Raw genomic sequence first — 23,103 nt, forward strand, 5'->3', positions numbered from 1 at the left:
ATTATCCAATCGTGCCGGTCCCGCGCCCGCCATACTTGAGCAAGAACAATAACTCTCCCGCGAGGAACCCATGACCCCGATGTCCGGTCCCATTACGTTCAACGCCCAGCATTCTCCGATGGGCGCCTTCATGAGCTTCACCTGCGGCAATCCCGGCACGCGCGGCGGTATCGGCCTGCAGATCGGATCGCCCGGCGACCAGGAAGTCTTCATCGGCGTGATCGACGGCGACCGTTATGCCGACGCCCCCTTGAAGTGCCTGCCGTTCTATATCGGCGCCGCCTCCACCGCGATGGAAGCCTTCACCGCCGAAACCGCCGGCCCGTCGGAAGCCAATGTGCGCCCCGACGCCGTGACCTTCAGCCCCGACGAAATCAAGCGCTTCTATTCCTGGGCGACGGACTCCTGGGTTGCCGACGACATGGCCTTCACGGTCTATACCCCGTTCGGCGCCATTCCCGATCCGGCCAAGGCCTCGGACAAAGAGATGCGTGACGCCCTGCGTCCGGCGGTGGTCGCGCGCCTCGTCGTCGACAACACCAAGGGCACCAAGCCGAAGACGGGCATCTTCGCCCTCAACCATGCCCGCACCGGTCCGCGCATGATCGTCGACGATCTCGGCGGCAAGACCCGCGTCGGCTTCGCGTTCCGCCGTGAGGCGGGCGTGGCCGCGGAAGTGGTCGACATCACCGGCGCCGGCAAGGCCGATCATCCCGAAGCGTTCGGTTTCATGCGCTGGTCGGCGACCGACGGCATCCGCGAGAAATACAATCCGGTGCACCTGTTGGGTTCGTGCCCCGGCATCGGTTTCGAAGTGCCGGCCGGCAAGAAGTATTGCCTCGTGCTGGCGATCGGCTCCTATCTCGAAGCTCCGGTCACCACCGGCATTTCCGGCAAATATCTCTACACCCGCTATTTCACCGATCTGACCGACGTGCTGAAGTCGACACTCGATTCCGCCGGCAAGATGGCGGACGAGGCCGAGGCTCTTTCGGCCAAGCTGGAAGCGACGGCGCTCTCCGCCGACCAGAAGTTCCTCATCAGCCACGCCACGCATTCCTATTACGGTTCGACCCAGCTCCTGGACGTCGACAAGCAGCCGTTCTGGGTGGTGAACGAAGGCGAGTACTGCATGATGAACACCCTCGACCTTTCGGTCGACCATGTGTTCTGGGAACTCGACCGCAATCCGTGGGTGGTCAAGAACCTCCTGGACAACTTCGTCGCCCATTACAGCTACACCGACGAGGTCAAGGTCTATAAGGACGAGTTCAAGGGCGCGCACGGATTCGATCACGATCCGAGCCAGCCGCCGCCGCCGCCGGATGCCGCGCAGCTTGCGCGTCCCTATGACAAGAAGCCGGGCGGCATTTCCTTCTGTCACGACATGGGCGCCCACAACAACTTCGCGCCCAAGGGCCGTTCGTCCTACGAACTCGCCAACCTCACTTCGACCTTCAGCTATATGACGGTCGAACAGCTGTGCAACTGGACGCTGACGGCGGGCTGCTATGTCGCCAAGACGCGCGACACCGCCTGGCTCAAGAAGAGCAAGAAGATCGTCGCCGAAATTCTCGAATCGATGATCAACCGCGGCGGCGAGGTCGGTTTCGCGCAATACGACTCGACCAAGACCGCAGGCGGCCAGGAAATCACCACCTACGACAGTCTCGACCACAGCCTCGCCCAGACGCGCAACAACGTCTACATGGCGGTCAAGAGCTGGGCGACCTATCGCACCTTGGCGTTGTTGTTCCGCGATCTCGGCGACAAGAAGTCGGCCGAAAAGTCGCTCGAACTGGCCAAGAAGGTGGCGGGCTTCGTTGCCGATCAGGCGGTCGACGGCGTCTTGCCGGCGATCTTCGAGAAGGACAATCCCGGCTATGCTTCGCGCATTCTGCCGGCGACCGAAGGCTGCGCCTATCCGCTCTACTATGTGAAGACCGGCTATGCCGGCGAGACTCTCGAGCAGGTTTTTGCGAGCCCCTCCGAGAAGCGCATGTACGACGCGCTCAAGGAGCATACCCGCAAATTGCTGACCGATCCGCAGGGGCGCAACACCTTTGCCGACGGCGGCATCAAGCTCTCGTCGACGTCGAACAATTCGTGGATGAGCAAGATCTCGATCTTCATGCACGTCACCCGCAAGGTGTTCGGTCTCGACAAGGACCCGGCCGTGGCCGAGGTCTTCAAGAAGGCCGATGCCGCGCATACGAAGTGGCAGACCGTCGGCAGCGCTTATTGGGCCTGCTGCGATCAGATCGTGTCGGGCGAAGGCAAGGCCAGCCGCTATTATCCGAGAATCATCACTTCGGCACTCTGGATCGACTGATCTCGTACGTCATCTAGACAACGGTAGAGAACGGCCGGGTCAACCCCGGCCGTTCGCACAAGAGGGAGGAAGTGGCATGACCTATACGAAAGCTCTGGCGCTCGCCGCCGTGCTGGCTGCGACGACCGCGGCCGCATCCGCCGATCCGGCATTGAAGGACGCCTACAAAGGCGCCTTCGTGATCGGCGCGGCGATGGATACGGCCCAGATCACCGGCCGCGACGCCAAGGCCCAGGACGTGGTGCTGGCGAACTTCAGCTCGATCACGCCGGGCAACGATCTCAAATGGGAACGCGTGCATCCGCGCTTGGGCGAATACGATTTCCGTCTCGGCGACGAATACGTCGCGTTCGGCCAGAAGCACAATCTCTTCACCGTCGGCCATGTGCTGGTCTGGCATCAGCAGACCCCGGCCTGGGTGTTCGCGCACCCCAACGGCACGCCGCTTTCGAAGGACGAACTGTTGGCGCGTCTCAAGGATCACATCTTCACCGTGGTCGGCCGCTACAAAGGCAAGATCAAGGCCTGGGACGTGGTCAACGAAGCGGTGGGCGACGACGGCCAGATGCGCCAGACGCCGTGGTACCAGATCTGCGGCGAGGAGTTCATCGTCAAGGCGTTCCAATGGGCGCACGAGGCCGATCCCAATGCGGAACTGCTCTACAACGACTACAATATCGAATATCCGCAGAAGCGGGCCGGGGCGCTGGCGCTGCTCAAGCGGCTGAAGGCGGCGGGCGCGCCGGTCACCACGGTCGGCATCCAGGCGCATTACATGATCGGCGAGCCCGATCTGCAGCTCCTTGACGACGCCATCGCCGACTACGCCAAGCTGGGCTTCAAGATTGCGCTGACCGAACTCGATGTCGACGTGCTGCCGCGTCCGGGTGCGGGCGTCACTGCCGATATCGCTCTCAGCCTCGCGGCCGATCCCAAGTACAATCCCTATGTGAAGGGCTTGCCGGACGACGTGCAGCAGAAGCTCACCGAGCGCTATGCGCGGGTCTTCGCCATCGCTCTGAAGCACAAGGATGTGGTCGATCGCGTCACCCTGTGGGGCGTCACCGACAACGACACCTGGCACAACGGCTGGCCGATCCGCGGCCGCACCGCCTATTCGCTGCTGTTCGACCGCGCTTATCAGCCGAAGCCCGCGGTCGCGGCGATCATCAAGGAAGCGGTGCAGTAAGCCGCGCCTTGGCGAAGGCGAGAAACGCGGTCCAATTGGGCTGCATGGTATGACCGAAGGGGTGTTGGCGCCACGCCAGCGCCCCTTTTGTCACTTCGGTGCCGACCGGCGGCATGGTCTCGGTGCCGAGATCGCTGGCGCCGAGCAAGCGATAGACCGGTCCGGCCGCAACGGTCGCGAGGAACATGCCGCGCTGATCGGTCCAGCCGTCTTCCATCGGCTTGGTGCCGTCGCCGATCCCCGCGCTGAGAAACAGCGGCCGCGGCGCGGCCAGCGCGATCAATTCGTGGGCATCGACCGGCAGATCGTTTGCCGTGAGCGGCCCGGCGTAGCGGACGAAGTTGCCTGCCATCCAATGATGTTCGCCTTCGCCGGCGAGGTTTTCGAGTTGCTCGCCGTAATTGCGCCGGAGCAGTTTGGCCCCGCCCGCGCCCGACGACGAGATGTAACCGATGGCGAGCCGCGGCTCGAACGCCATCGCCACCAGCGCCGCCTTGCCATAGCGCGAATGCCCGGCGACGCCGATCCGGTGGGCGTCGATGCGTTTGTCGGCGGCCAAGAGATCGATGACCCGGCTGACGCCCCAAGCCCAGGCGCGCAAGGCGCCCCATTGATCGAGCGGCCGCGGCGCGCCGTTGTTGACGAGGCCGATGATGCCTTCGTTGAGCTTCTTGGGATCGTCCGGCTGCACGGTGGTCGGCACGTATTCGGCATAGCCCCATCCGGCCGCGAGCACCTGGTCGCGCCAGTCCGCGCCTTGGCCCGGCGGCACCGGGGCATTGTCCCAAGGCCCATGCCAGGTCAGCACGATCATCACCGGCACCGGTTTGTCGCGGCCCGCGGGCAGGGTCAGGTCCATCGCGATATCGACCTTGCGGGTGGGATCGCTCCGATTGTCGACATGGCCGACAAAATGGGTGGTGACCGCTTGGACGGCGCGGTTCGAAGGCACCTCGGCGCCCGTCGCCTCCCAGCGCACCGCCGGAATGTTGGCGGGCAGGCGGCCGTAGACTTCGGATTCGAACTCAGCGGCGATTTCCGGCCGCCGTTTGGTCCACCAACTATCGGGCGTTGTAACCGCCGTGCCGTTCGCCAAACGGAGCGGATCGGGCAGGGTGTAGCGGCCGACGCGCGCTTCGTCGAAATTGGCGAAGTTGGGGGCCTTGGGATTCATCCCGTCGGCGCCACCTCGCAAAGATGTGATATGAAGTCGGGCCAGCAGATTTTGGTATTCGTCGTCGGCTTGCGTGGCACCCATCAGCAAAACGGCCAGTGCTGCGACGGCAAATCGTTTCATGGTCAGCCTTCCCCCGTTGTCGGCCTTCGGCTTCAGTGGTACCGGTATCACCCGCGACTATGCCCGAAGAGGCAGGCGCGTTTCCAGGAGAGGTTGCCATGAAAACGGTGGTTCTGTCGCTCGTTATTGCCGGTCTGGCGGTTGCGGCACCGGCCGAGGCCGAACTGGCGTTGTACGAGGGCGGCTCCACCGCGACCATCGTCCATGCCGAGGGCACACCGCTCACCAAAGCCGCCGAACTTCTGGCGCACGATCTCGGCGCGCTGTCCGGGCACAAAGTGACGGTCGCCGCGGCGCTTCCCGCCAAGGGACCTGCGGTTCTGATCGGCCGGATCGACCAGCCCGAAATCGCCGCGCTGCTCAAAGCGAACAACATCGATACCGCTGCGGTGGCGGGCAAATGGGAGACCTATGGCCGTGCCGTCGTCGACCACAACGGCCGCAAAGTGCTGGTGATTTTTGGCTCCGATACTCGCGGCGCGGTCTGGGGCGCGATCGATCTTTCCCGCGAAATGGGTGTGTCGCCGTGGGAATGGTGGGCCGACGTCAAGATCGCCAAGAAAACGCGCGTCGCGGTCAACGATGCGCCGTTCACCTCCAAGGAGCCGACCGTCAAATATCGCGGCATTTTCCTCAACGACGAGGAATACGGCCTGTTCCCGTGGGCGGCGAAAACCTACGACAAGAAATTCGGCAATCTCGGTCCCAAGACCTACGCCCGCATCTACGAACTGATGTGGCGGCTCAGGGCCAACACGATCTGGCCTGCGATGCACACCGTCAGCGAAGCCTTCAACAAGGTTCCCGGCAATCCCGAAATGGCGGGCGATTACGCCATCGTCCACGGCACATCCCATGTCGAGATGATGCTGCGCTCGAACCCGCACGAGTGGGATTCGAAGACCATGGGCGACTACAATTTCGTCGCCAACCGCCAGCGCATGATCGATTACTGGGATGGCGCGGTGAAGGATTTCGGCAAGTACGACAACGTCTATACCGTCGGCCTGCGCGGCGCCGACGATTATCCCATGGCGGGGGCCGACACGCCGCAAGGCATGGCGAAAATCCTCGAAGACGTGTTCGCGGCGCAGCGCGAGATTCTGGAAAAGCGCCTCGGCAAACCGGCGAACCAGATTCCGCAGGTATTCACGCCGTACAAGGAAGTGCTGCCCGCCTATGACGCCGGACTGAAAGTGTCGGACGATGTCACGCTGGTCTGGCCCGACGACAATTTCGGCTACATCCGCCGCCTTTCCAATGCCGAGGAGCGGGCGCGCTCGGGCGGAGCGGGCGTCTATTACCACATCTCCTATTGGGGCGGGCCGATGAGCTATTTGTGGCTTGCCTCGACCCATCCGGCGCTGATGTGGGAAGAGATGGACAAGGCGGTCAAATTCAACGCCCGCAATTACTGGATCTTGAATGTCGGCGACATCAAGCCGGGCGAGTATCTGACCCAGCTCTTCATGGACATCGGTTTCGATGCCGGCCGCTTCCCCGATGTCGCGTCGGTCAAGGCGCATCTGAAGGCGTTCGCGGCGGAGAATTTCGGTGCCGCCAAAGCCGATGCTGTCGCCGACATCCTGTGGGGCTATTACAATCTCGCCTTCGTCCGCAATCCCGAATTCATGGCGTGGTCGAACGCGTTCCCCGAAACGGCGGTCAGCCAGACCGAATTCAACATGCTGGCCTACGGCGACGAGAACGCCCGCCGCATGGACGCTTATCGCGCTCTGATGGCCAAGGCCAAGAAACTGATGGCGACCATGCCGGCGGACCAGAAGCCGGCGTTCTTCCAGTTGGTGCAGTATCCGGTCAATGCCGCGGCGCTGACCAATATCCGCCAGCTTTCGATCGACAAGACCATCACCTACGGCCTGCAGCGCCGGATCAGCGCCAATCAGTATTCCGCCGATGCCCGCGCCGCGCAGAAGCAGATCGATGCCGATGCCCGCACTTACAACGACACCATGCTGAACGGAAAATGGCGCGGCATGATGGGCATTCATCCGCACGACCTGCCGGCCTACGACGCCCCGCATCTGCCGAAATGGGATCACGCGGCAGACAAGGGCTGCGGCTGGCAGACCGAGGACGGCGGTTATTTCGCGGGCGGCGGCTGGCCGCAGCGGCTGACCAATTTCCAGCGCGTGCTGCCGCGCCAGCGCTATCTCGACTTCTTCCTCACTGGCCCCACCACCGCCACATGGAGTCTCAAACCGACCAAGCCGTGGATTACGCTCAGCGCCACCTCCGGCACGCTCGATGCCAAGCATCCCGAACAGCGCGTCTGGATCGGCATCGACTGGTCGAAGGCGCCGGACGGCGCCACGGCCGGAATCCTGGCGCAGTGCGGATCGATTTCCGCCGACAGCGCCAAGTCTGGTGCGAAGCTGGAAGGCAAGGCGATGCCGATCACCATCCGCACCGCACCCGCCAATCCGGCGGTCAAGGATGTGTCGTTCGTCGAGGACGACAATGTGGTGTCGATCTATGCCAGCCATGCCGACGAGAAGTCGCCCGGCTGGGAAGTGCTCGACGGTCTCGGTCACACCGGCGCTTCGCTGAGGAGCCTTATCACCCAGGAGACGATCACGCCGGAAGCGGCGCTCGCGCGCGCCCCGCACGCCAGCTACCGTTTCGCCACCGCGACCAAGCGCGGCTACGATCTGGTGCAGGACGAGGGCGCAACGCTGAAAGTCATCGCTCTGCCGGTGCAGCCGCTCACCTCGAAGAACGGCATGCGGGCGGCGGTGTCGATCGACGGCGGGCCGCTGACGGTGATCGATTTCTTCGCCGCCGAGTTCACCGAAAGCTGGCGCCAGCATGTCCTCTCCAACACCGCTGTCGCCAAGATTCACGGCCTGAAACTCAAGCCTGGTGCCCATACGCTGACGGTTTACGCTCTCGATCCGGGCCTGATTCTCGATCGCTTCGAGATCGCGTTCGACGAGGCGCCGAAGAGCTATGGTCCTATTCCTGAGACCCGCATCGAAAGGACTTCGCCATGACGAAATTCTCCCGGCGTGATTGCATGGCTCTCGGTATGGCCGCGGCCTTGCCGCTCGATCCGGCGTTCGCCGCCAAATCTGCTGCCAAGTCTGCAGCCAAGGCGGGCAGCGCGCCCGGCACCCTCAATGCGCTGGCGGCGTCGAAAGGCATGATGTTCGGCAGCGCCATCGGTCTCGATTCGACCAAGGAGGGCCTCGCCCTGTTGCCGCCCGAAGTGCTGGCACGGCCGCGGCGGCCGATCTCGTTCGACGATCCCGACAATCGCGCCCTCATCATTCGCGAGTGCGGGGCGGTGGTGCACGAGAACGAACTCAAATGGTATGTCGTGCGCCCCGACGCCAAAACCTTCGATTTCACCCGCGCCGACAAGATCGTGCGCTGGGCCCGCGCCAACGGGCTCAAGGTGCGCGGCCATAATCTGCTCTGGAATGCGATGCGCTGGACGCCGCGCTGGGTCTCGACCCTCGATTTCGGTTCGCGCCCGGCCACGGCCGCCGAGAAGATGCTGAAGGAGCACATCTTCAAGGTGTGCAAGCGCTACGGCAAAGACATATTCAGTTACGACGTCATCAACGAGACCATCGATCCCAAGACCGGTCAGTTCGAGGATACGCCGTTCACGAAATACCTCGGCTGGAATGTGGTCGACATCTGCTACCACGCCGCCAAGGAGGCCGCGCCGCACGCCGAGCTGGTCTACAACGATTTTCCGAGCTGGAACCCCGACGGCACCCATCGCGCCGCGATCCTCAAGCTCTTGGAATACTGCAAGAAGAAAAACCTGCCGGTCGACGCGCTGGGCGTGCAGGCCCATATCGGTTTTCCCAATACCGGCGGCATCGCCGCTTCGCGCGACGAGAAGGCCTGGGTGAAGTTCCTCGACGATGTGGCGGGGATGGGCTACGGCCTGATGATCACCGAGTTCGATATCAACGACAAGCCGCTGCCGACCGACATCAAAGAGCGCGACCGCGCTGTGGCCGATCTCGGCAAGGCCTTTTTCGACATCATGCTGGCCAACAAGGCGACCCGGTACGTTATGGCCTGGGGTCTGGTCGACAAGCATTCCTGGCTGCAGGAATTCGTGCTGCGCGCCGACGGCCTGCCGCAGCGCTGCGCGCCTTACGACGATCACTACCTTGCCAAGCCGTTGCGCGAGGCCTTTGCGGCGGCGTTTGCGGCGGCTCCCAACCGCCCTGCCGCGACGCCGTCATAATCGTCCCATACTTAAGTCGCGGGTCGCGGGCTTGGACGGAACAGGGTTGCGGCGTTACCGTTGGCGGGGAGGACGAATGCCATGAGTCGATTGTCGCGCCGGGATTGGATGAGCCAGAGCCTTGCTTGGGCCGCGGTGGGAGCGCTCGCCGCAGACGGCGCCTTTGCCGGTGCGCCCAAGCGCGACAAGAAGCATGGCCGCGGCCGGATCCACCATCATCGCAACTACCCCAAGGCGGGGACGGCGCCGGATTCGCTCAACGGCCTCGCCTACGAGAAAGGCCTGGCGTTCGGCTCCTGCCTCGGCACCGGCCCCGGCAAGTCGGCATCGACGGCGCCGGGCATGAAGCAATTCGCCAAGCTCAAGGCCGGCTTCGACGATCCGCAGATGCGCGCGCTCCTGGTGGCGCAGTGCGGCATTCTGGTGCCGGAAAACGAACTCAAGCTCTACGCCCTGCGGCCGACGCCGAAGGGGTTCGATTTCTCCCGCGCCGATCTCCTGATGCATTTCGCCGAGCAGTATGCGTTGCCGGTGCGCGGTCACACGCTGTTGTGGAACCGCGGCCGCTGGCTGCCCGAATGGGTGAACAAGCTCGATTTCGGTTCCAAGCCCGCCGCGGCGGCGGAAAAGTTCCTGCGCGAGCACATCAAGACGGTGTGCAGCCGCTATGCCGAGCGGATTTTCTCCTACGACGTGGTCAACGAGTCGATCGCGCCCGCCACCGGCGAAATGGAAGAGTCGCCTTTCACCAAGGCGATGGGCCCGGAAGTGATCGACTTCTGCTTCCGCGCCGCGCGCGAGGCCGCGCCCAAGGCCCAGCTCGTCTACAACGACTACATGAGCTGGTCGCCCAAGGACGCCACCCACCGCGCCGGCGTGCTGAAACTGCTCGAGCGGCTCAAGAAAGCGAACGTGCCGGTCGACGCGCTCGGCATCCAGGCCCATATCGGTTCCAACGGCATGGGCGCCTCCACCGGATTGCTCGGTGACGCCGATGTCGTCGAGTGGCGGAAGTTCCTCGACGCCGTGACGGGCATGGGGCTCGATCTGGTCGTCACCGAATTCGACGTCAACGACAAGACCGTTCCCGGCACGCTCGTCGAGCGCGACAAGGTCGTGGCCGAGTATGCCAAGGCCTATCTCGACATCGTGCTCAGCTATCCGCAGACGCGCTACGTCATGGCCTGGGGGCTTTGCGACAAGTACTCCTGGCTCCAGAACACTTCGCCGCGGCCGGACGGACTGCCTAAGCGGCCGCTGCCATACGACGACGAGTTCCAGCCGAAGCCGCTGCGTCGGGCCATCGTCGATGCCATCGCCGCGGCGCCGTCCCGACCGTTATTGCCGATGACCCCTGCCTAGGAGACCATCCCATGACCAGCCGGCGTGAAGTTCTTGGCGGCGCGGCCGCCGCAACCTTCCTCAGTTCCGGCTGGAGCGCCTATGCGGCACCGAAACCCTGGCGCGTCGGCCTGATCGGTTCGGCCTGGATGGGGCGCTGCAACCTGTTCGCGCTGATGCAGGTCGCCCCGGTCGACGTGGTGGCGTTGTGCGACGTCGATCGCCTGATGCTCGCGGATATGGCCGCCCGCATCGCAGCGTTCCCGGATTCGATGGTGCGCCAGACCCGCAAGCCCGAGTTCTACGGCGACTATCGCCAGATGCTGAAAAAGCATCAGTTCGACATCGTGATCGTCGCCACGCCCGATCACTGGCATGCGCTTCCGGCCATCGCCGCGCTCAAAGCAGGCGCGCACGTTTATCTCGAAAAGCCGGTGACGGTCGATGTCGCCGAAGGCAAGGCGGTGCTCGAAGCCGCGCGGGCTGCCAATAGAGTGGTGCAGGTCGGTACCCAGCGTCGCGCTTCGCCGCCGCACATCGAAGCGCGCGACCGTATCGTCAAAGAGGGACGGCTGGGCAAGATCGGCCATGTCGAACTTTACGGGCTCTATCACCAGCGCCAAGCCTCATTCCCGCCGGTGACGATCCCGCCCAAGACGCTCGACTGGAACACGTATGTCGGCCCGGCGCCGTTCGTGGACTACCGGCCCAACATCCATCCCATCAACTGGCGGTCCTTCCGCGAATTCGGCAACGGCTATATCGCCGATCTCGGCGTGCATTTCATGGATACGGTGCGCTGGATGCTGGATCTGCGCTGGCCGAAACGGATTTCCTCGGTCGGCGGCACCTATGTCGACAAGAATTCCCCGGCCACGGTGGTCGATACCCAGACGGCGCAATGGGAATTCGACGATCTCTTGATGAGCTGGACCAATCGCGAATGGGCGGAGATTCCGGACGGTCCCGCCGGAGCCTGGGGCGCCAAGCTTTACGGCGACAAAGGCACGCTGACGCTCGGCTCGGTGAACTACGAATTCGTGCCGGTCGGCGGCGGCGACAAGCTCAGCGGCGATCTCACGGCCGAGATGAAGAAGTTCCCCAACGACGCCAAACTCCTGCCGATGGACCGTCAGCTCGTGCCGCTGACCCGGCCAAACATGCGCGACTTCATTGCCGCGATCGAACAGAAGCGCCGCCCGGTCGCCGATATCGAAGAGGGCTACATCTCCACCTCCAGCGTCATTCTCGCCAACATGGCGATGGATCTCGGCCGCCCGATCCGCTGGGACGGCAAAGCCGAACGCGTTATCGGCGACGAAGAAGCGCAAAGGCGGTTGGCGCGGCCCTATCGGGGGCCGTGGAAGCACCCGGCGTTGGTTTGAAGGAAGCTCTCATGTCGTTGCGCAAACTGCTGATGGCAGCCACGGCCTTGGTTGTGCTTTCGGGGTGCGCCTCGCTGCAGGAGCCGCGGGCCGCCGCGCCGGGAGTGCCTAATCCCGCGCATGTCGATCAGGTCCTGAAAGGCTTCACCGACACCGGCAAGCTGGTCGGCGTCTCGGCGTTGGTCACCGAAAACGGCAAGGAAGTCTATTTCGGAGCCTTCGGTGCCGCCGACCGCGAAGCCGGGCGCAAGATGGCGCGCGATACCATCGTGTCGATCTATTCGATGACCAAGCCGATCACCGGCGTGGCGCTGATGTCATTGTGGGAAGAGGGCAAGTTCCGCCTCGACGATCCGGTCGCCAAATACATTCCGGAACTCGCCAACGTGAAAGTCTATGCCGGCACCGATGCGTCGGGCGCTCCCATTCTGACGGCGCCGAACCGGCCGATGACCATCCGCGATGTCGCCCGCCACACCGCCGGGCTCACCTATTGCAGCAAGGACAATCTGCCGGAACTGAAGGCCGGATGCGACGCCGCCAATCCCTTGGCGCTCAGCCATTCGCTTGACGACTTCGCCAAAGCGCTCGGCTCGCTGCCGCTCGAATATCAGCCCGGCGAGAAATGGCGTTACAGTTTCGGCGTCGATGTCCAGGCTTTGCTGGTGCAGCGCATTTCCGGCAAGCCGTTCGCGCAATATGTACAGGAGAAAATCCTCACGCCGTTGCACATGACCGACACCGGCTTCTTCGTGCCGCCGGAAAAGCGCGACCGCCTCGCGGCGATCTACGAACGCGACGAAGACGGCACCTTCACGCGCAAGATTGACGATACTTCGATCACGCTCAACACCGGGCACTGGGCGATGACGCCGGGCGGCTTCGGCCTGACCTCGACGCTCGACGATTACTCCCGCTTCGCCCGCATGCTGGCGGGGGGCGGCGAACTCGACGGCGTGCGCATTCTGAAGCCCGCCACCGTCAAGCTGATGAGCACCAGCGTGCTCGATCCGGCGGTCACCGAGCGGTCGTGGCTGCCGTCGAAAGGCACGGTCGGCTTCGGCATCGACTTCGCCGTGCGCACCGATCCGCCCCAGACCGCTGACGAAGCGGCGGGCGAAGTCGGCGAGTTTTTCTGGGATGGCGCCGCCTATACGCTGTTCTGGGTCGATCCCAAGAACAAGCTGACGGCCGTTTTCTTCACCCAATACCAGCCGTTCGGCAAAGTGCCGGCGCACAAAGCCTTCCGCGATGCGGTTTATGCAGGCGTCGATCCGTCCGCCCTGCCGCCCCAATGACGACAAGAGGAATGTTATGAGATTTCTGTCCCTGATAGCGCTCGCTGCCGCCACGATGATTTCCGCAGCGCATGCGGAAGACGGTTACGATTTGTGGCTGCGTTACCGTCCGGTCGAGAAGCAGGCGCTGGTGCGCTATCGCGCGGCGGCGACCGAAGTGGTGAGCGCCAGCCATTCGGCGACCGCCAAGGTTACCTCCGACGAACTCGTGCGCGGCCTGTCGGGTCTTTTGGCGAAAAAAATTGCGACCGGTACCACAATCCACGGCAACGGCGCGGTGCTGTTCGGCACGCCGGCGAACTCGAAGACCATCGCCGGCCTCAAGCTGCCGCTCGCCGGTCTCGGCCCCGAAGGCTATGTCATCAAGAGCGCGACCGCGAACGGTCGCAAGATCACCGTCATCGCCGGCAATTCCGATGTCGGCGCTCTCTACGGCGCCTTCCGCTTCCTGAAAGAGATTCAGGCGCGTGCGCCGGTCGACCGGCTCGCCATCGTGTCGGCGCCCAAAGTGAAACTGCGCTTGCTCAACCATTGGGACAATCTCGACGCCACCATCGAGCGCGGTTATGCCGGCGGCTCGATCTTCAATTGGTGGACGCTGCCCGAGCATGTGCCGCCGCGGCTCGTCGATTACGCCCGCGCCAATGCCTCGCTCGGCATCAACGGCACCGTACTCATCAACGTGAACGCGTCGTCGCTGATCCTGACGCCCGGCTATATCGCCAAGGTCGCCCGCATTGCCGATACGTTCCGGCCTTACGGCATCAAGGTCTATCTGGTGGCGCGGTTCTCCGCCCCGATGGAGATCGGCCGCCTGACCACCGCCGATCCACTCGATCCCAAAGTGCGCGCCTGGTGGCGCAACAAAGCGGACGAGATCTATCACGCCATCCCCGATTTCGGCGGCTTCCTGGTCAAGGCCAATTCCGAAGGCCAGCCCGGTCCGCAGGATTACGGCCGCAACCACGCCGACGGCGCCAATATGCTGGCCGAAGCGCTGGCGCCGCACGGCGGCGTCGTGATGTGGCGTGCTTTCGTCTACAGCCACGAGGTGCCCGACGACCGCATCAAGCAGGCCTACAACGAGTTCAAGCCGTTCGACGGCAAGTTCGCCGACAACGTCATCCTGCAGGTGAAGAACGGCGCCCTCGACTTCCAGCCGCGCGAACCGTTCTCCGCGCTGTTCGGCGCCACGCCCAGGACCAACACCGGCATGGAGCTGCAGATCACCAAGGAATATCTCGGCTTCAACACCCATCTCGTCTATCTCGGTTCGATGTGGCAGGAAGTGTTCCAGTCCGACACCTATGCCAAGGGCGCCGGATCGACGGTCGCCAAGGTGATCGTGTTCAACAACAAACTGACTTTGATGGCGGGCGTCTCCAATATCGGCGCTGATCGGAACTGGTGCGGCTCGATCTTCGATCAAGCCAACTGGTATGCCTTCGGGCGGTTGGCTTGGGACCCGGACGCCAAGGCCGATGCCATCGCCGCCGATTGGGTCAAGCTGACCTTCAATGCCAACCCGGCGTTCGACCAGCCGGTCGTCGCCATGATGATGGGTTCGCGCGAGACAGCGGTGAACTATATGACCCCGCTCGGGCTGGCGCATCAGATGGGAACCTCGGGCCATTACGGTCCGGGGCCGTGGGTCGACGATGCCGGACGGCAGGATTGGAACCCGGTTTATTATCATCGCGCCGGCAAGGACGGCATCGGCTTCGACCGCACCGCCACGGGCTCGAATGCGGTGGCGCAGTATTTCCCGCCTGTGGCGGAGAAATTCTCGCGCGTCGAAACGACGCCGGAAAATCTCTTGCTGTGGTTCCACCATCTGCCGTGGGACTACAAAATGGCCTCCGGCCGCACGCTGTGGGATGAGCTCGTCACCCGCTACGGCGAGGGCGAAGACGCCGTGCATGCGATGGGCGCCGAATGGGCGAAGCTGAAGCCGTATGTCGACGACGAACGCTTTGCGATCACCGCCGATTATCTGCGCATTCAGGCGCGCGATGCCAAGCTGTGGCGCGACGCTTCGGTCGCCTATTTCCAGAGCATGTCGGGCTTGCCGTTGCCGTCCGGCATGCGGGCGCCGGCGCATAGCCTTTCCTATTACAAGCAGCTGTCGTGGCCGTATGCGCCGGGGCAGGGCTCGCCGGGACGCAAGGTGACGCCGCCGCCGGAGGAAGAAACGCAACCCTGAGCTTCGCGCCGGGCTGTCGAGGAGGGAACGATGAAGTGGGCATTGCTAGCTTTGTGCGCCGCGATGGTGCTGACGCCCGCGCGCGCCGATGATGGCTATCAGCTGTGGCTGCGCTATGCACCCCTCGACAAGGCGGCTTCGGCCCGCGCTGGCGATATCGGCAGCGAGGTCGTTACGGCCAGCCGTTCGCCCACCGCAAAAATCACCGCCGAGGAATTGACGCGCGGCCTCTCCGGCCTGTTGGCGAAGAAGGTTGCAAGCGGCGATGCGATCCGCAGCAATGGCGCGGTGCTGTTCGGTACGCCCAAAGACTCGCCCTCCATCGCGGGGCTGGCTCTGCCGCTCGAGCGCGTCGGCAGCGACGGCTTTGTCATCAAAAGCGCTGTCGTCAAGGGCAAGCGCGTGACCGTCATCGCCGGCAACACCGATGTCGGCGCGCTGCACGGCGCGTTTGCCTTCCTGCGCCTCGTTCAGACCGGCGCGGCGCTCGACGCGCTCGATGTGGTCGAGGCGCCCAAGGTCAAGCTCCGGATGATCGACCATTGGGACAATCTCGACCGCACCATGGAGCGCGGCTTTTCGGGATTTTCGATCTTCAACTGGTGGGAGTTGCCCGGCCATGTCGATCCGCAGCTGGTCGATTACGCCCGTGCCGAAGCCTCGCTCGGCATCAACGGCATCGTGCTGACCAATCCTTCGGGATTGACGACGGCGGTGAGTCTGACCGAGCCGTGGCTGAAGAAAGCTGCTGCGCTCGCCGATCTGTTCCGGCCCTACGGCATCAAGATTTATCTGTCGGCGCGCTTTTCCTGTCCGCAGGAACTCGGCGGGCTCAAGACCGGCGATCCGCTTGATCCGCAAGTGCGCGCCTGGTGGAAAGCCAAGGCCGACGAGATCTATCGCATCATTCCCGATTTCGGCGGCTTCCTGGTGAAAGCCAATTCCGAAGGCCAGCCCGGCCCGCAGGACTTCGGCCGCAGCCATGCCGACGGCGCCAATATGATGGCCGAAGCGCTCGCCCCGCACGGCGGCATCGTGATCTGGCGCGCTTTCGTCTATTCGCCCAAGCCCGAGGACCGGGTCAAACAGGCCTATAACGAATTTAAGCCGTTCGACGGCCAGTTCGCCGACAATGTGGTGATCCAGGTCAAGAATGGGCCGCTCGATTTTCAGCCGCGCGAGCCGTTCAGTCCTTTGTTCGGCGGCCTGGAGAAAACGCCGGCCGGAATCGAACTGCAGATCACCAAGGAATATCTCGGCTTCGAAATCCATCTCGTCTATCTCGGCACGCTGTGGCAGGAGGTGCTGCAAAGCGACACCTATGCCAAAGGTTCCGGCTCGACGGTGGCGCACGCCATCGATGGTTCGCTGTTCCATAACAAACTGAGCCTGATCGCCGGCGCGTCCAACGTCGGTACCGCGCGCAACTGGTCGGGTTCGATCTTCGATCAGGCCAATTGGAACGCTTACGGGCGGCTGGCATGGAATCCCGACGCTGATGCGCGCGCGATTGCCGAGGACTGGGTACGCATGACCTTCACGTCCGATCCGGCCTTCGTAAAGCCGGTGATCGACATGATGATGCAAAGCCGCGAAACCGCGGTCGATACCATGACGCCGCTGGGCCTCGCCCATCAGATGGCGACCGGCCATCATTACGGTCCCGGTCCGTGGATCGACAATGTCGGGCGTCCCGATTGGAACCCGACCTATTACAACGGCGCCGACAAGAGCGGCATCGGCTTCGACCGCACGCCGACCGGCTCGAACGCCGTGGCGCAATATCATGCCCCGCTCGCCGCCATCTTCGCCGATCCGAACAAGACACCCGAGCCGCTGCTGTTGTGGTTCCACCATCTGCCGTGGGATCACAAAATGGTCTCGGGCCGGACGCTATGGGACGAACTCGCGCTGCATTACGCGCGCGGCGTCGAGAACGTGAAGGCGATGCAGGCGACTTGGGCCAGGATGAAGCCTTACGTCGATGCGGAGCGCTGGCAGATCACCGCCGACTTCCTCGCCATGCAGTACGACAGCGCGGTGGAATGGCGCGATGCCTCGATCGCTTATTTCCAATCGCTTTCCGGCCGGCCGTTGCCGCACGGCGTTCCCGCACCGGCGCACGACCTCGATTGGTACAAGGCCAAAAGGCTGCCGTTTGCACCGGGCAATCCGGGCAAAACCGCATCGCCGTTCCGCGAGGATTGAGCCTGCGGGGTGATGGTAAGTAGCAACAACCATGTGCCCTCCTTCCACGGCCGGAGGAGAGGTTGCCATGATTTTGCCTTATTAGTTTAGATTACGATACCGATAACAAATATATAGCGAAAGCGACGGGTTAGGACAGAAGTTAGAGTTGTTCCACATTAGCGATGAATAATTTTGATGCTTAGCACATCATTTTGTTTGTTATTTCCGTCACTTAGGTTGGTGTTGTACCAGCAACACCCAAAATCATTCGTAGCGGTAATGTCCATTGTTACCTTGACGGTACATATGGCCTAGCATAATCCTATGCGTGTTACCGCTAACATCAACTGCTTAGTATGTGAGCCGGTGTGTGTGAAACGAGAAGGGGATCTGTCTTAGCGCAATCCAAGTGATCACATCCGGCGATCGGGTCATCGAACCCTAGAAAACGACGCCCAAAGGGGAGGAAAAGCATGAAGTCGAATTTGCACAACCGTGCCCGACTGCTCGGCACGACGGTTCTCGCAGGTGTAGGCCTGCTGCTCGCAACGGCACCTGCCGTTGCACAAGAAATGGAAACCGTGACGGTCACTGGCTATCGCGCCAGCTTGGCCTCATCGACAAACGCCAAGCGCGAGTCGGTCAATTTCTCGGATTCGGTCTTTGCCGAAGATATCGGCAAGTTCCCGGACACCAACATCGCCGAAGCTTTTAACCGTATTCCGGGCATCACGATCAGCCGTGAAAACGACGGTTCGGGCATGCGCGTCGCCATCCGCGGTCTCGATACCAACCACGTCAAGATCACGCTGAACGGTGCGAACGTCGCGACGGCCTCGACCGGCAACACCGACGCCAACGGCGCCAACCGCGAAGTCGACCTCAACATCTTCCCGATCGAACTGTTCTCGCAGTTGTCGGTCAGCAAGACCTCCAGCGCGGACCAGCTGGAAGGCGGCGCCTCGGGCGTGGTCGCCATGCGCAGCATCCGTCCGTTCGACAATCCGGGCATGCACCTTTCGTACAGCGCTCAGCTGAGCGATTACGAAAACAACGGCACCCCCGGCCACCGCGGCCACTTGATCGGCAGCTACACCAACGGTCCGTTCGGCGTCCTCCTCGGACTCTCCGGCCAGGTCAACCGCATCATGGTCACGGGCTATGAAGGCGCCTTCAACAACCTGACGGTGCCGAGCCTGAGCGACAAGCAGTTCTATTCGCCTGCTCAGATTGCGGCGATGGAAGCGGCAGCCGGCGTTGCGCCGGGATATTATCCGCTCAAGAATCCTTCTCAGCCCTACAACGCCAGCACCAATCCTTACGCGTTCACGAGCTGGTGTAATGCGCCCGCGAACGTGTCGACAGTCACGTCGCCCAACACGACTAGCACGGCCAGCATTTCGCAATGTAATCCGATCGGCGGCCTCAACGGCTGGGGTATTCCGACCGAAAGCCTCGCTATCTCCAATACGGGCGTTATCACCCGTAGCGGCGGCACTTTCCCGAATACCGGCGTGCCCAATTCCTATGTGGGCTTGCCGATCAATCAAGCCAATCTGCTGGCTCTCAACCCCGGCCTGAGCATTGCCCAGATCGGCAGCGCGATCATTCCGCGTACCGGCCGTCCGATGTTCGAACGCGGCACGCGTGACCGTTACAACGGCATCCTGTCGTTTGAATATCGTCCGACCGACGAAATGCACTTCTACTTCGACAGCATTCTCGGCGTGATCGAGAACAATCTCGACCGCGAAGACCTCATGATGATCGGCCGCAGCGGTAACGCCATCCCGATGAACATGACGGTCGACAAGAACAACGTCGTCACGTCGGCCGACTTCGCCAATGCCCAGATGGCTCTGGAAGCCCGTCCCTACAAGGAAAAGTCGGACTACATCAGCCTCAATCCGGGCATGGATTGGCAGGTCACGGATCTGTTGAACGTCAAGGCGCAGATCAACTACAGCCGCGCCCACTTCTTCCGCGACTCGCCGACCTTCATGCCTTCGACGCCGCTTTCCGTCGTCCACATGGACAACACTGGCGCCACCCCGGTCTATTCGATGCCGACTCTGCCGGGTGCCGGCCTGCAGGATCCGAACAACTACGGCTGGTATTCTCAGTCGGCGGTGCGTCTGCAGCAGGAACGCCGCTACGTCTACACCAAGGGCGCCCACCTCGACGCGTCCTATGGCGGCGACAAGTTCAAGGTCTCGGCCGGCTTGGCGTGGGACGAATGGTATCGTCTGGTGCGCGGCTACGACAACGGCACCTGGTTCGCCGAAGCGGCTTGCGGCTTCAACCCGTCGACCTTCCTGCCCGGACCCAACACGACCTCTGGCTGTTCGAACGCTTCGAGCTTCAGCATTCCGTCGGCGTGGACGACCAACTGGGGTACCGGTTATTCGGCCGGTCTCGGCTCCGTGCCGACCGCGCAAGGGCCGCTGGTTCCGAGTTCGGCGGTGCCGGGTTACCTCTCGGCGGGCCCGAACGGCTTCGTGAAGGTGAACTACAACGGCCTGAAGGCAGCCACGAATTACGACTTCTTCGCCACGCATCCGGCGAACGGCGCTGCTGAAAATCTCCAGGATCCCGGCCGTACCGGCTTCAGCGCCGGCACGAACACCAATATCTCGTCGAGCATCATCCACGAGAAGACCTGGGGCATCTACGGCAAGATCGAAGGCACGCTGCATCGCGGCGAGCAGAAGATCCGCTACAACCTCGGCGCCCGCTTCATTCGTACCCAGCAGGCGGTCACCGGCTACACCTCGGTTGTCGATGCGCGTAACGCCGGTGCGACCAGCGCTTCGTCCGACGATCTGCCGGATGGTGCGCGGTATCCGAACTACATCGTTCCGGCGACCATGACCGGCTCGTATTCGGCCTTCCTGCCGTCGGCGAACGTGGTGTGGGAAATCTACGACGACTTCCAGCTCCGCGGCGCGGTCTCGCGCACGATGACCCGGCCGAATCCGAACAGCATGCTGCCGCAGCTCGGTGGCGGCGGCTCGGGCGCCGATGCCTACACGCTCGGCAATCCGCAGTTGAAGCCGTTCTACTCGACCAATATCGACCTCGGCGCCGAACTGTTCACCGGCGGCGAAGGTTATCTCAGCCTCGGCGTCTTCAAGAAGATGATCACGGGCTTCCCGAGCAACTACACCTCGGTGCAGAAGTTCCCGTGGCTGGCGCAGTTCGGCACCGTGTTTGCCAACTTTGCCAACGGCTCGTCGCAGTACACGAACCTCTATAATTTGGCGAACGCTGGCGGTTGCTGGAATGCCACCGGGCCCCAGACGCTTGATTGCGTCAACGTCAACATCACCCAGCAGCGCAATGCCACTGGTCTGCAGACGATCAAGGGCATGGAGTTCAACTGGGTCCAGCCGTTCGACTTCGCGCTCGAGGAATACGGTCTGAAGGGCTTCGGTTTGGTGGCCAACGTCACGGCCATCAGCACCAAGACGACGCCCAACAGCGCCGCTCCGTCGGTCGTGCTGAACGTGTCGCCGCTGCAGTACAACGGTACCGTCTACTACGATAACGACGGCATCATGGTGAAGGTGTCGTACGCGTTCACTCGCGGCACGATCACCAACTCGAACGTCTATGGCATCATCTCGGGTATCCCGGCCTTCACCGAAGAGCGTTCGATGGACTATGCCCAGGTCGACCTGTCGTCGAGCCTGAAGCTGTCCAAGATCTTCGGCGAACTGCCGAGCGATCCGGAACTGACCTTCGACGTCCAGAACCTGTTCCATGCGCTCAATGGGCGTTCGTACAAGCAGTACAAGAACCTGATGAACTACTCGTACAACGGCGGCTCGATGTTCCTCATCGGCATCCGCGGTAGTCTGTAAGTCTCCCTCCCTTCGCCGGCCCTCTCTTCCGGGGGCCGGCGGCTTTGGGCGAAACAAGGCTTGGCGGCGCATCTCACGGTGCGCCGCTTTTTTATGGCCCCGGCCTATCGGCGTGAAACAATCCGTCGCACCGGACTGAATGCTTGGTTTTGAGCGGTTTCGCTCAAAAAAAATCATGTTAGCGGCACCAGGCCGCTGCCCTAAGGCGTGGCCGCGGGCGGTGCTGCTGGTGTAAAAGAACCGCCCATGAGCCCGAATCCCGCCTCCGCGCCCCGCCTTTCGACCCAGACCCTGTCCCAAGCCAAGCCCGGCGTCGTTCTGCCCAAGTACGACCGCAGCAAGGTAACCGTCGGAATCGTGCATTTTGGCCCCGGCGCGTTCCACCGCGGCCATCAGGCTTGCTATTACGACTCGCTCTTGCCCAAGGACCCACGCTGGGGCGTTTGCGGCGCCGAGCTGATGCCGAACGGCCTGATGGAAAACGCGGCGGTTCAGGACAATCTCTATATGGTCGCCGAGCTCGACGCGCAGATCCGCTACCGGGTCGTCGGCTCGCACATCGAATATCTGAAGGCCCACGGTCAGGCCGACAAGATCTTCGCCCGTCTCAACGATCCGCGGGTCAAGCTCGTCACCTCGACGGTGACCGAGAAGGGCTATTACCTCGACGGCAAAGGCGAACTCGATCTCGACAACCCGGCGATCAAGGCCGACCTCGAACATCCCACCACGCCGGGCACGCTGATCGGCTGGATCACCGAAGGTCTCGCCCGCCGCAAGGCCGCCGGCATGGTCCCGTTCGTACCGGTCTCCTGCGATAATATGGTGATGAACGGCCACAAGCTGCACGGCGCCGTCCTCAAGTTCGCCGCCGCGCGCGGCGACAAGGACCTGCTCGCCTGGATCACCGACAAGGTCACCTTCCCCTCGACCATGGTGGATTCGATCACCCCGGCGGCGACGCCGGAACTGGTCGAGCGCATCGAACGCGAAACCGGTCTGCGCTGCGAAGCGCCGGTGCAGCGCGAGGCCTTCCTGCAATGGGTGGTCGAAGACGCGCTGGGCGAAGGTGCGCCCGATCTGGCCTCGGTCGGCGTTCAGCTGACCAAGGACGTTGCGGCGTACGAATTCGCCAAGCTGCGCCTCTTGAACGGCGCCCATTCGACGCTCGCGTATGCCGGTCTGATGCGCGGCCGCGATTCGGTCGGCGAAGCGATGGCCGACGCCAAGCTCAGCCATGCCGTCGAACTGATGATGCGCGAAGACATCGTGCCGACGCTGCACAAGACGCCGGGCCTCAATTTCAATGCCTACATCTCCGATCTGCTCGACCGCTTCCGCAATCCGGCGCTGACCCACAAGTTGATCCAGATCGCATCCGACGGCTCGCAGAAGCTGCCCTATCGCATCCTCGGCTCGCTGCAGGATGCGCTGAAGGGTGGCCGTCCGATCCGCCGCTTCACCATTTCGCTGGGCGCCTGGATGCGCTTCATCGAGCGTCAGGCCAAGGCCGGCATTGCCTTGCAGGACCCGCTCAACGACAAGCTGTCGGCGATCGGCCGCGAATGCACCGGCGATGCGGCGGCGGATCTGCCGAAGTTCCTCGCGGTGCGCGAGGTGTTCCCGGCGGACCTCGTCGAGAACCCCACGTTCAAGGCCGCGATGCTCGCCGCCTACGCGAATTTCGAAGCCCAGCTCGACTGAAAAACCGGGGACTTTCGCCTTCCGGCGTTGATATGACAAAATAGGGCAGGGAGCGCTATTTTGTCTGTTG

At 62.8% G+C, this 23,103-nt stretch carries 12 protein-coding genes; 11 read left to right on the forward strand and 1 reads right to left on the reverse strand.

Going from position 1 to position 23,103, the window contains the following annotated elements; translation table 11 throughout:
• Positions 1-70 precede the first annotated feature (70 nt).
• Together FHS84_RS15155 and FHS84_RS15160 are read left to right on the forward strand one after the other, a co-directional pair.
• Positions 71-2,332 (forward strand): glycoside hydrolase family 52 protein, encoded by a 2,262-nt coding sequence (locus FHS84_RS15155; protein ID WP_166935811.1) that lies wholly within the window; start codon positions 71-73, stop codon positions 2,330-2,332.
• A 76-nt stretch (positions 2,333-2,408) separates the two neighbouring features.
• Positions 2,409-3,521, forward strand: coding sequence for an endo-1,4-beta-xylanase (locus FHS84_RS15160; protein WP_166935813.1), 1,113 nt, complete (start codon positions 2,409-2,411; stop codon positions 3,519-3,521).
• Here FHS84_RS15160 and FHS84_RS15165 read toward each other — a convergent pair.
• Positions 3,502-4,818: an alpha/beta hydrolase family protein gene (locus FHS84_RS15165; RefSeq protein WP_208393896.1), complete on the reverse strand. Its 1,317-nt coding sequence runs from the start codon at positions 4,816-4,818 to the stop codon at positions 3,502-3,504. The genes FHS84_RS15160 and FHS84_RS15165 overlap by 20 nt on opposite strands.
• Before the next feature lie 98 nt (positions 4,819-4,916).
• On the opposite strand from FHS84_RS15165, the gene FHS84_RS15170 reads away from it, so the two are divergent.
• The 9 genes from FHS84_RS15170 to FHS84_RS15210 all read left to right on the forward strand — a co-directional run bounded on the left by FHS84_RS15170 (position 4,917) and on the right by FHS84_RS15210 (position 23,033).
• Positions 4,917-7,832, forward strand: coding sequence for a glycosyl hydrolase 115 family protein (locus FHS84_RS15170; RefSeq protein ID WP_166935815.1), 2,916 nt, complete (start codon positions 4,917-4,919; stop codon positions 7,830-7,832).
• Positions 7,829-9,049, forward strand: coding sequence for an endo-1,4-beta-xylanase (locus FHS84_RS15175; RefSeq protein WP_166935817.1), 1,221 nt, complete (start codon positions 7,829-7,831; stop codon positions 9,047-9,049). Before FHS84_RS15170 ends, FHS84_RS15175 begins: the two co-directional genes overlap by 4 nt.
• Positions 9,050-9,130: 81 nt before the next feature.
• On the forward strand, positions 9,131-10,411 hold the full coding sequence (locus FHS84_RS15180) for an endo-1,4-beta-xylanase (RefSeq protein ID WP_208393897.1): 1,281 nt from the start codon (positions 9,131-9,133) through the stop codon (positions 10,409-10,411).
• 11 nt (positions 10,412-10,422) lie between these two features.
• Entirely contained in the window at positions 10,423-11,775 is a 1,353-nt protein-coding gene (locus tag FHS84_RS15185; RefSeq protein ID WP_166935819.1) for a Gfo/Idh/MocA family protein, read from the forward strand.
• Between the two features lie 11 nt (positions 11,776-11,786).
• On the forward strand, positions 11,787-13,073 hold the full coding sequence (locus FHS84_RS15190) for a serine hydrolase domain-containing protein (protein ID WP_166935821.1): 1,287 nt from the start codon (positions 11,787-11,789) through the stop codon (positions 13,071-13,073).
• 16 nt (positions 13,074-13,089) lie between these two features.
• The gene (locus tag FHS84_RS15195; protein WP_166935822.1) at positions 13,090-15,276 is read left to right on the forward strand and encodes an alpha-glucuronidase family glycosyl hydrolase; all 2,187 of its coding nucleotides are present in this window, start codon (positions 13,090-13,092) and stop codon (positions 15,274-15,276) included.
• Between the two features lie 30 nt (positions 15,277-15,306).
• Positions 15,307-17,484, forward strand: coding sequence for an alpha-glucuronidase family glycosyl hydrolase (locus FHS84_RS15200; protein ID WP_166935824.1), 2,178 nt, complete (start codon positions 15,307-15,309; stop codon positions 17,482-17,484).
• Between the two features lie 455 nt (positions 17,485-17,939).
• Positions 17,940-21,329, forward strand: a complete 3,390-nt coding sequence (locus FHS84_RS15205; protein WP_166935827.1) for a TonB-dependent receptor domain-containing protein — start codon at positions 17,940-17,942, stop codon at positions 21,327-21,329.
• A gap of 246 nt (positions 21,330-21,575) precedes the next feature.
• On the forward strand, positions 21,576-23,033 hold the full coding sequence (locus FHS84_RS15210) for a mannitol dehydrogenase family protein (protein WP_166935829.1): 1,458 nt from the start codon (positions 21,576-21,578) through the stop codon (positions 23,031-23,033).
• Positions 23,034-23,103 lie beyond the last annotated feature (70 nt).

Origin of the sequence: Rhizomicrobium electricum (genome assembly GCF_011762045.1) — a bacterium.
Classification (GTDB): Bacteria; Pseudomonadota; Alphaproteobacteria; order Micropepsales; family Micropepsaceae; genus Rhizomicrobium; species Rhizomicrobium electricum.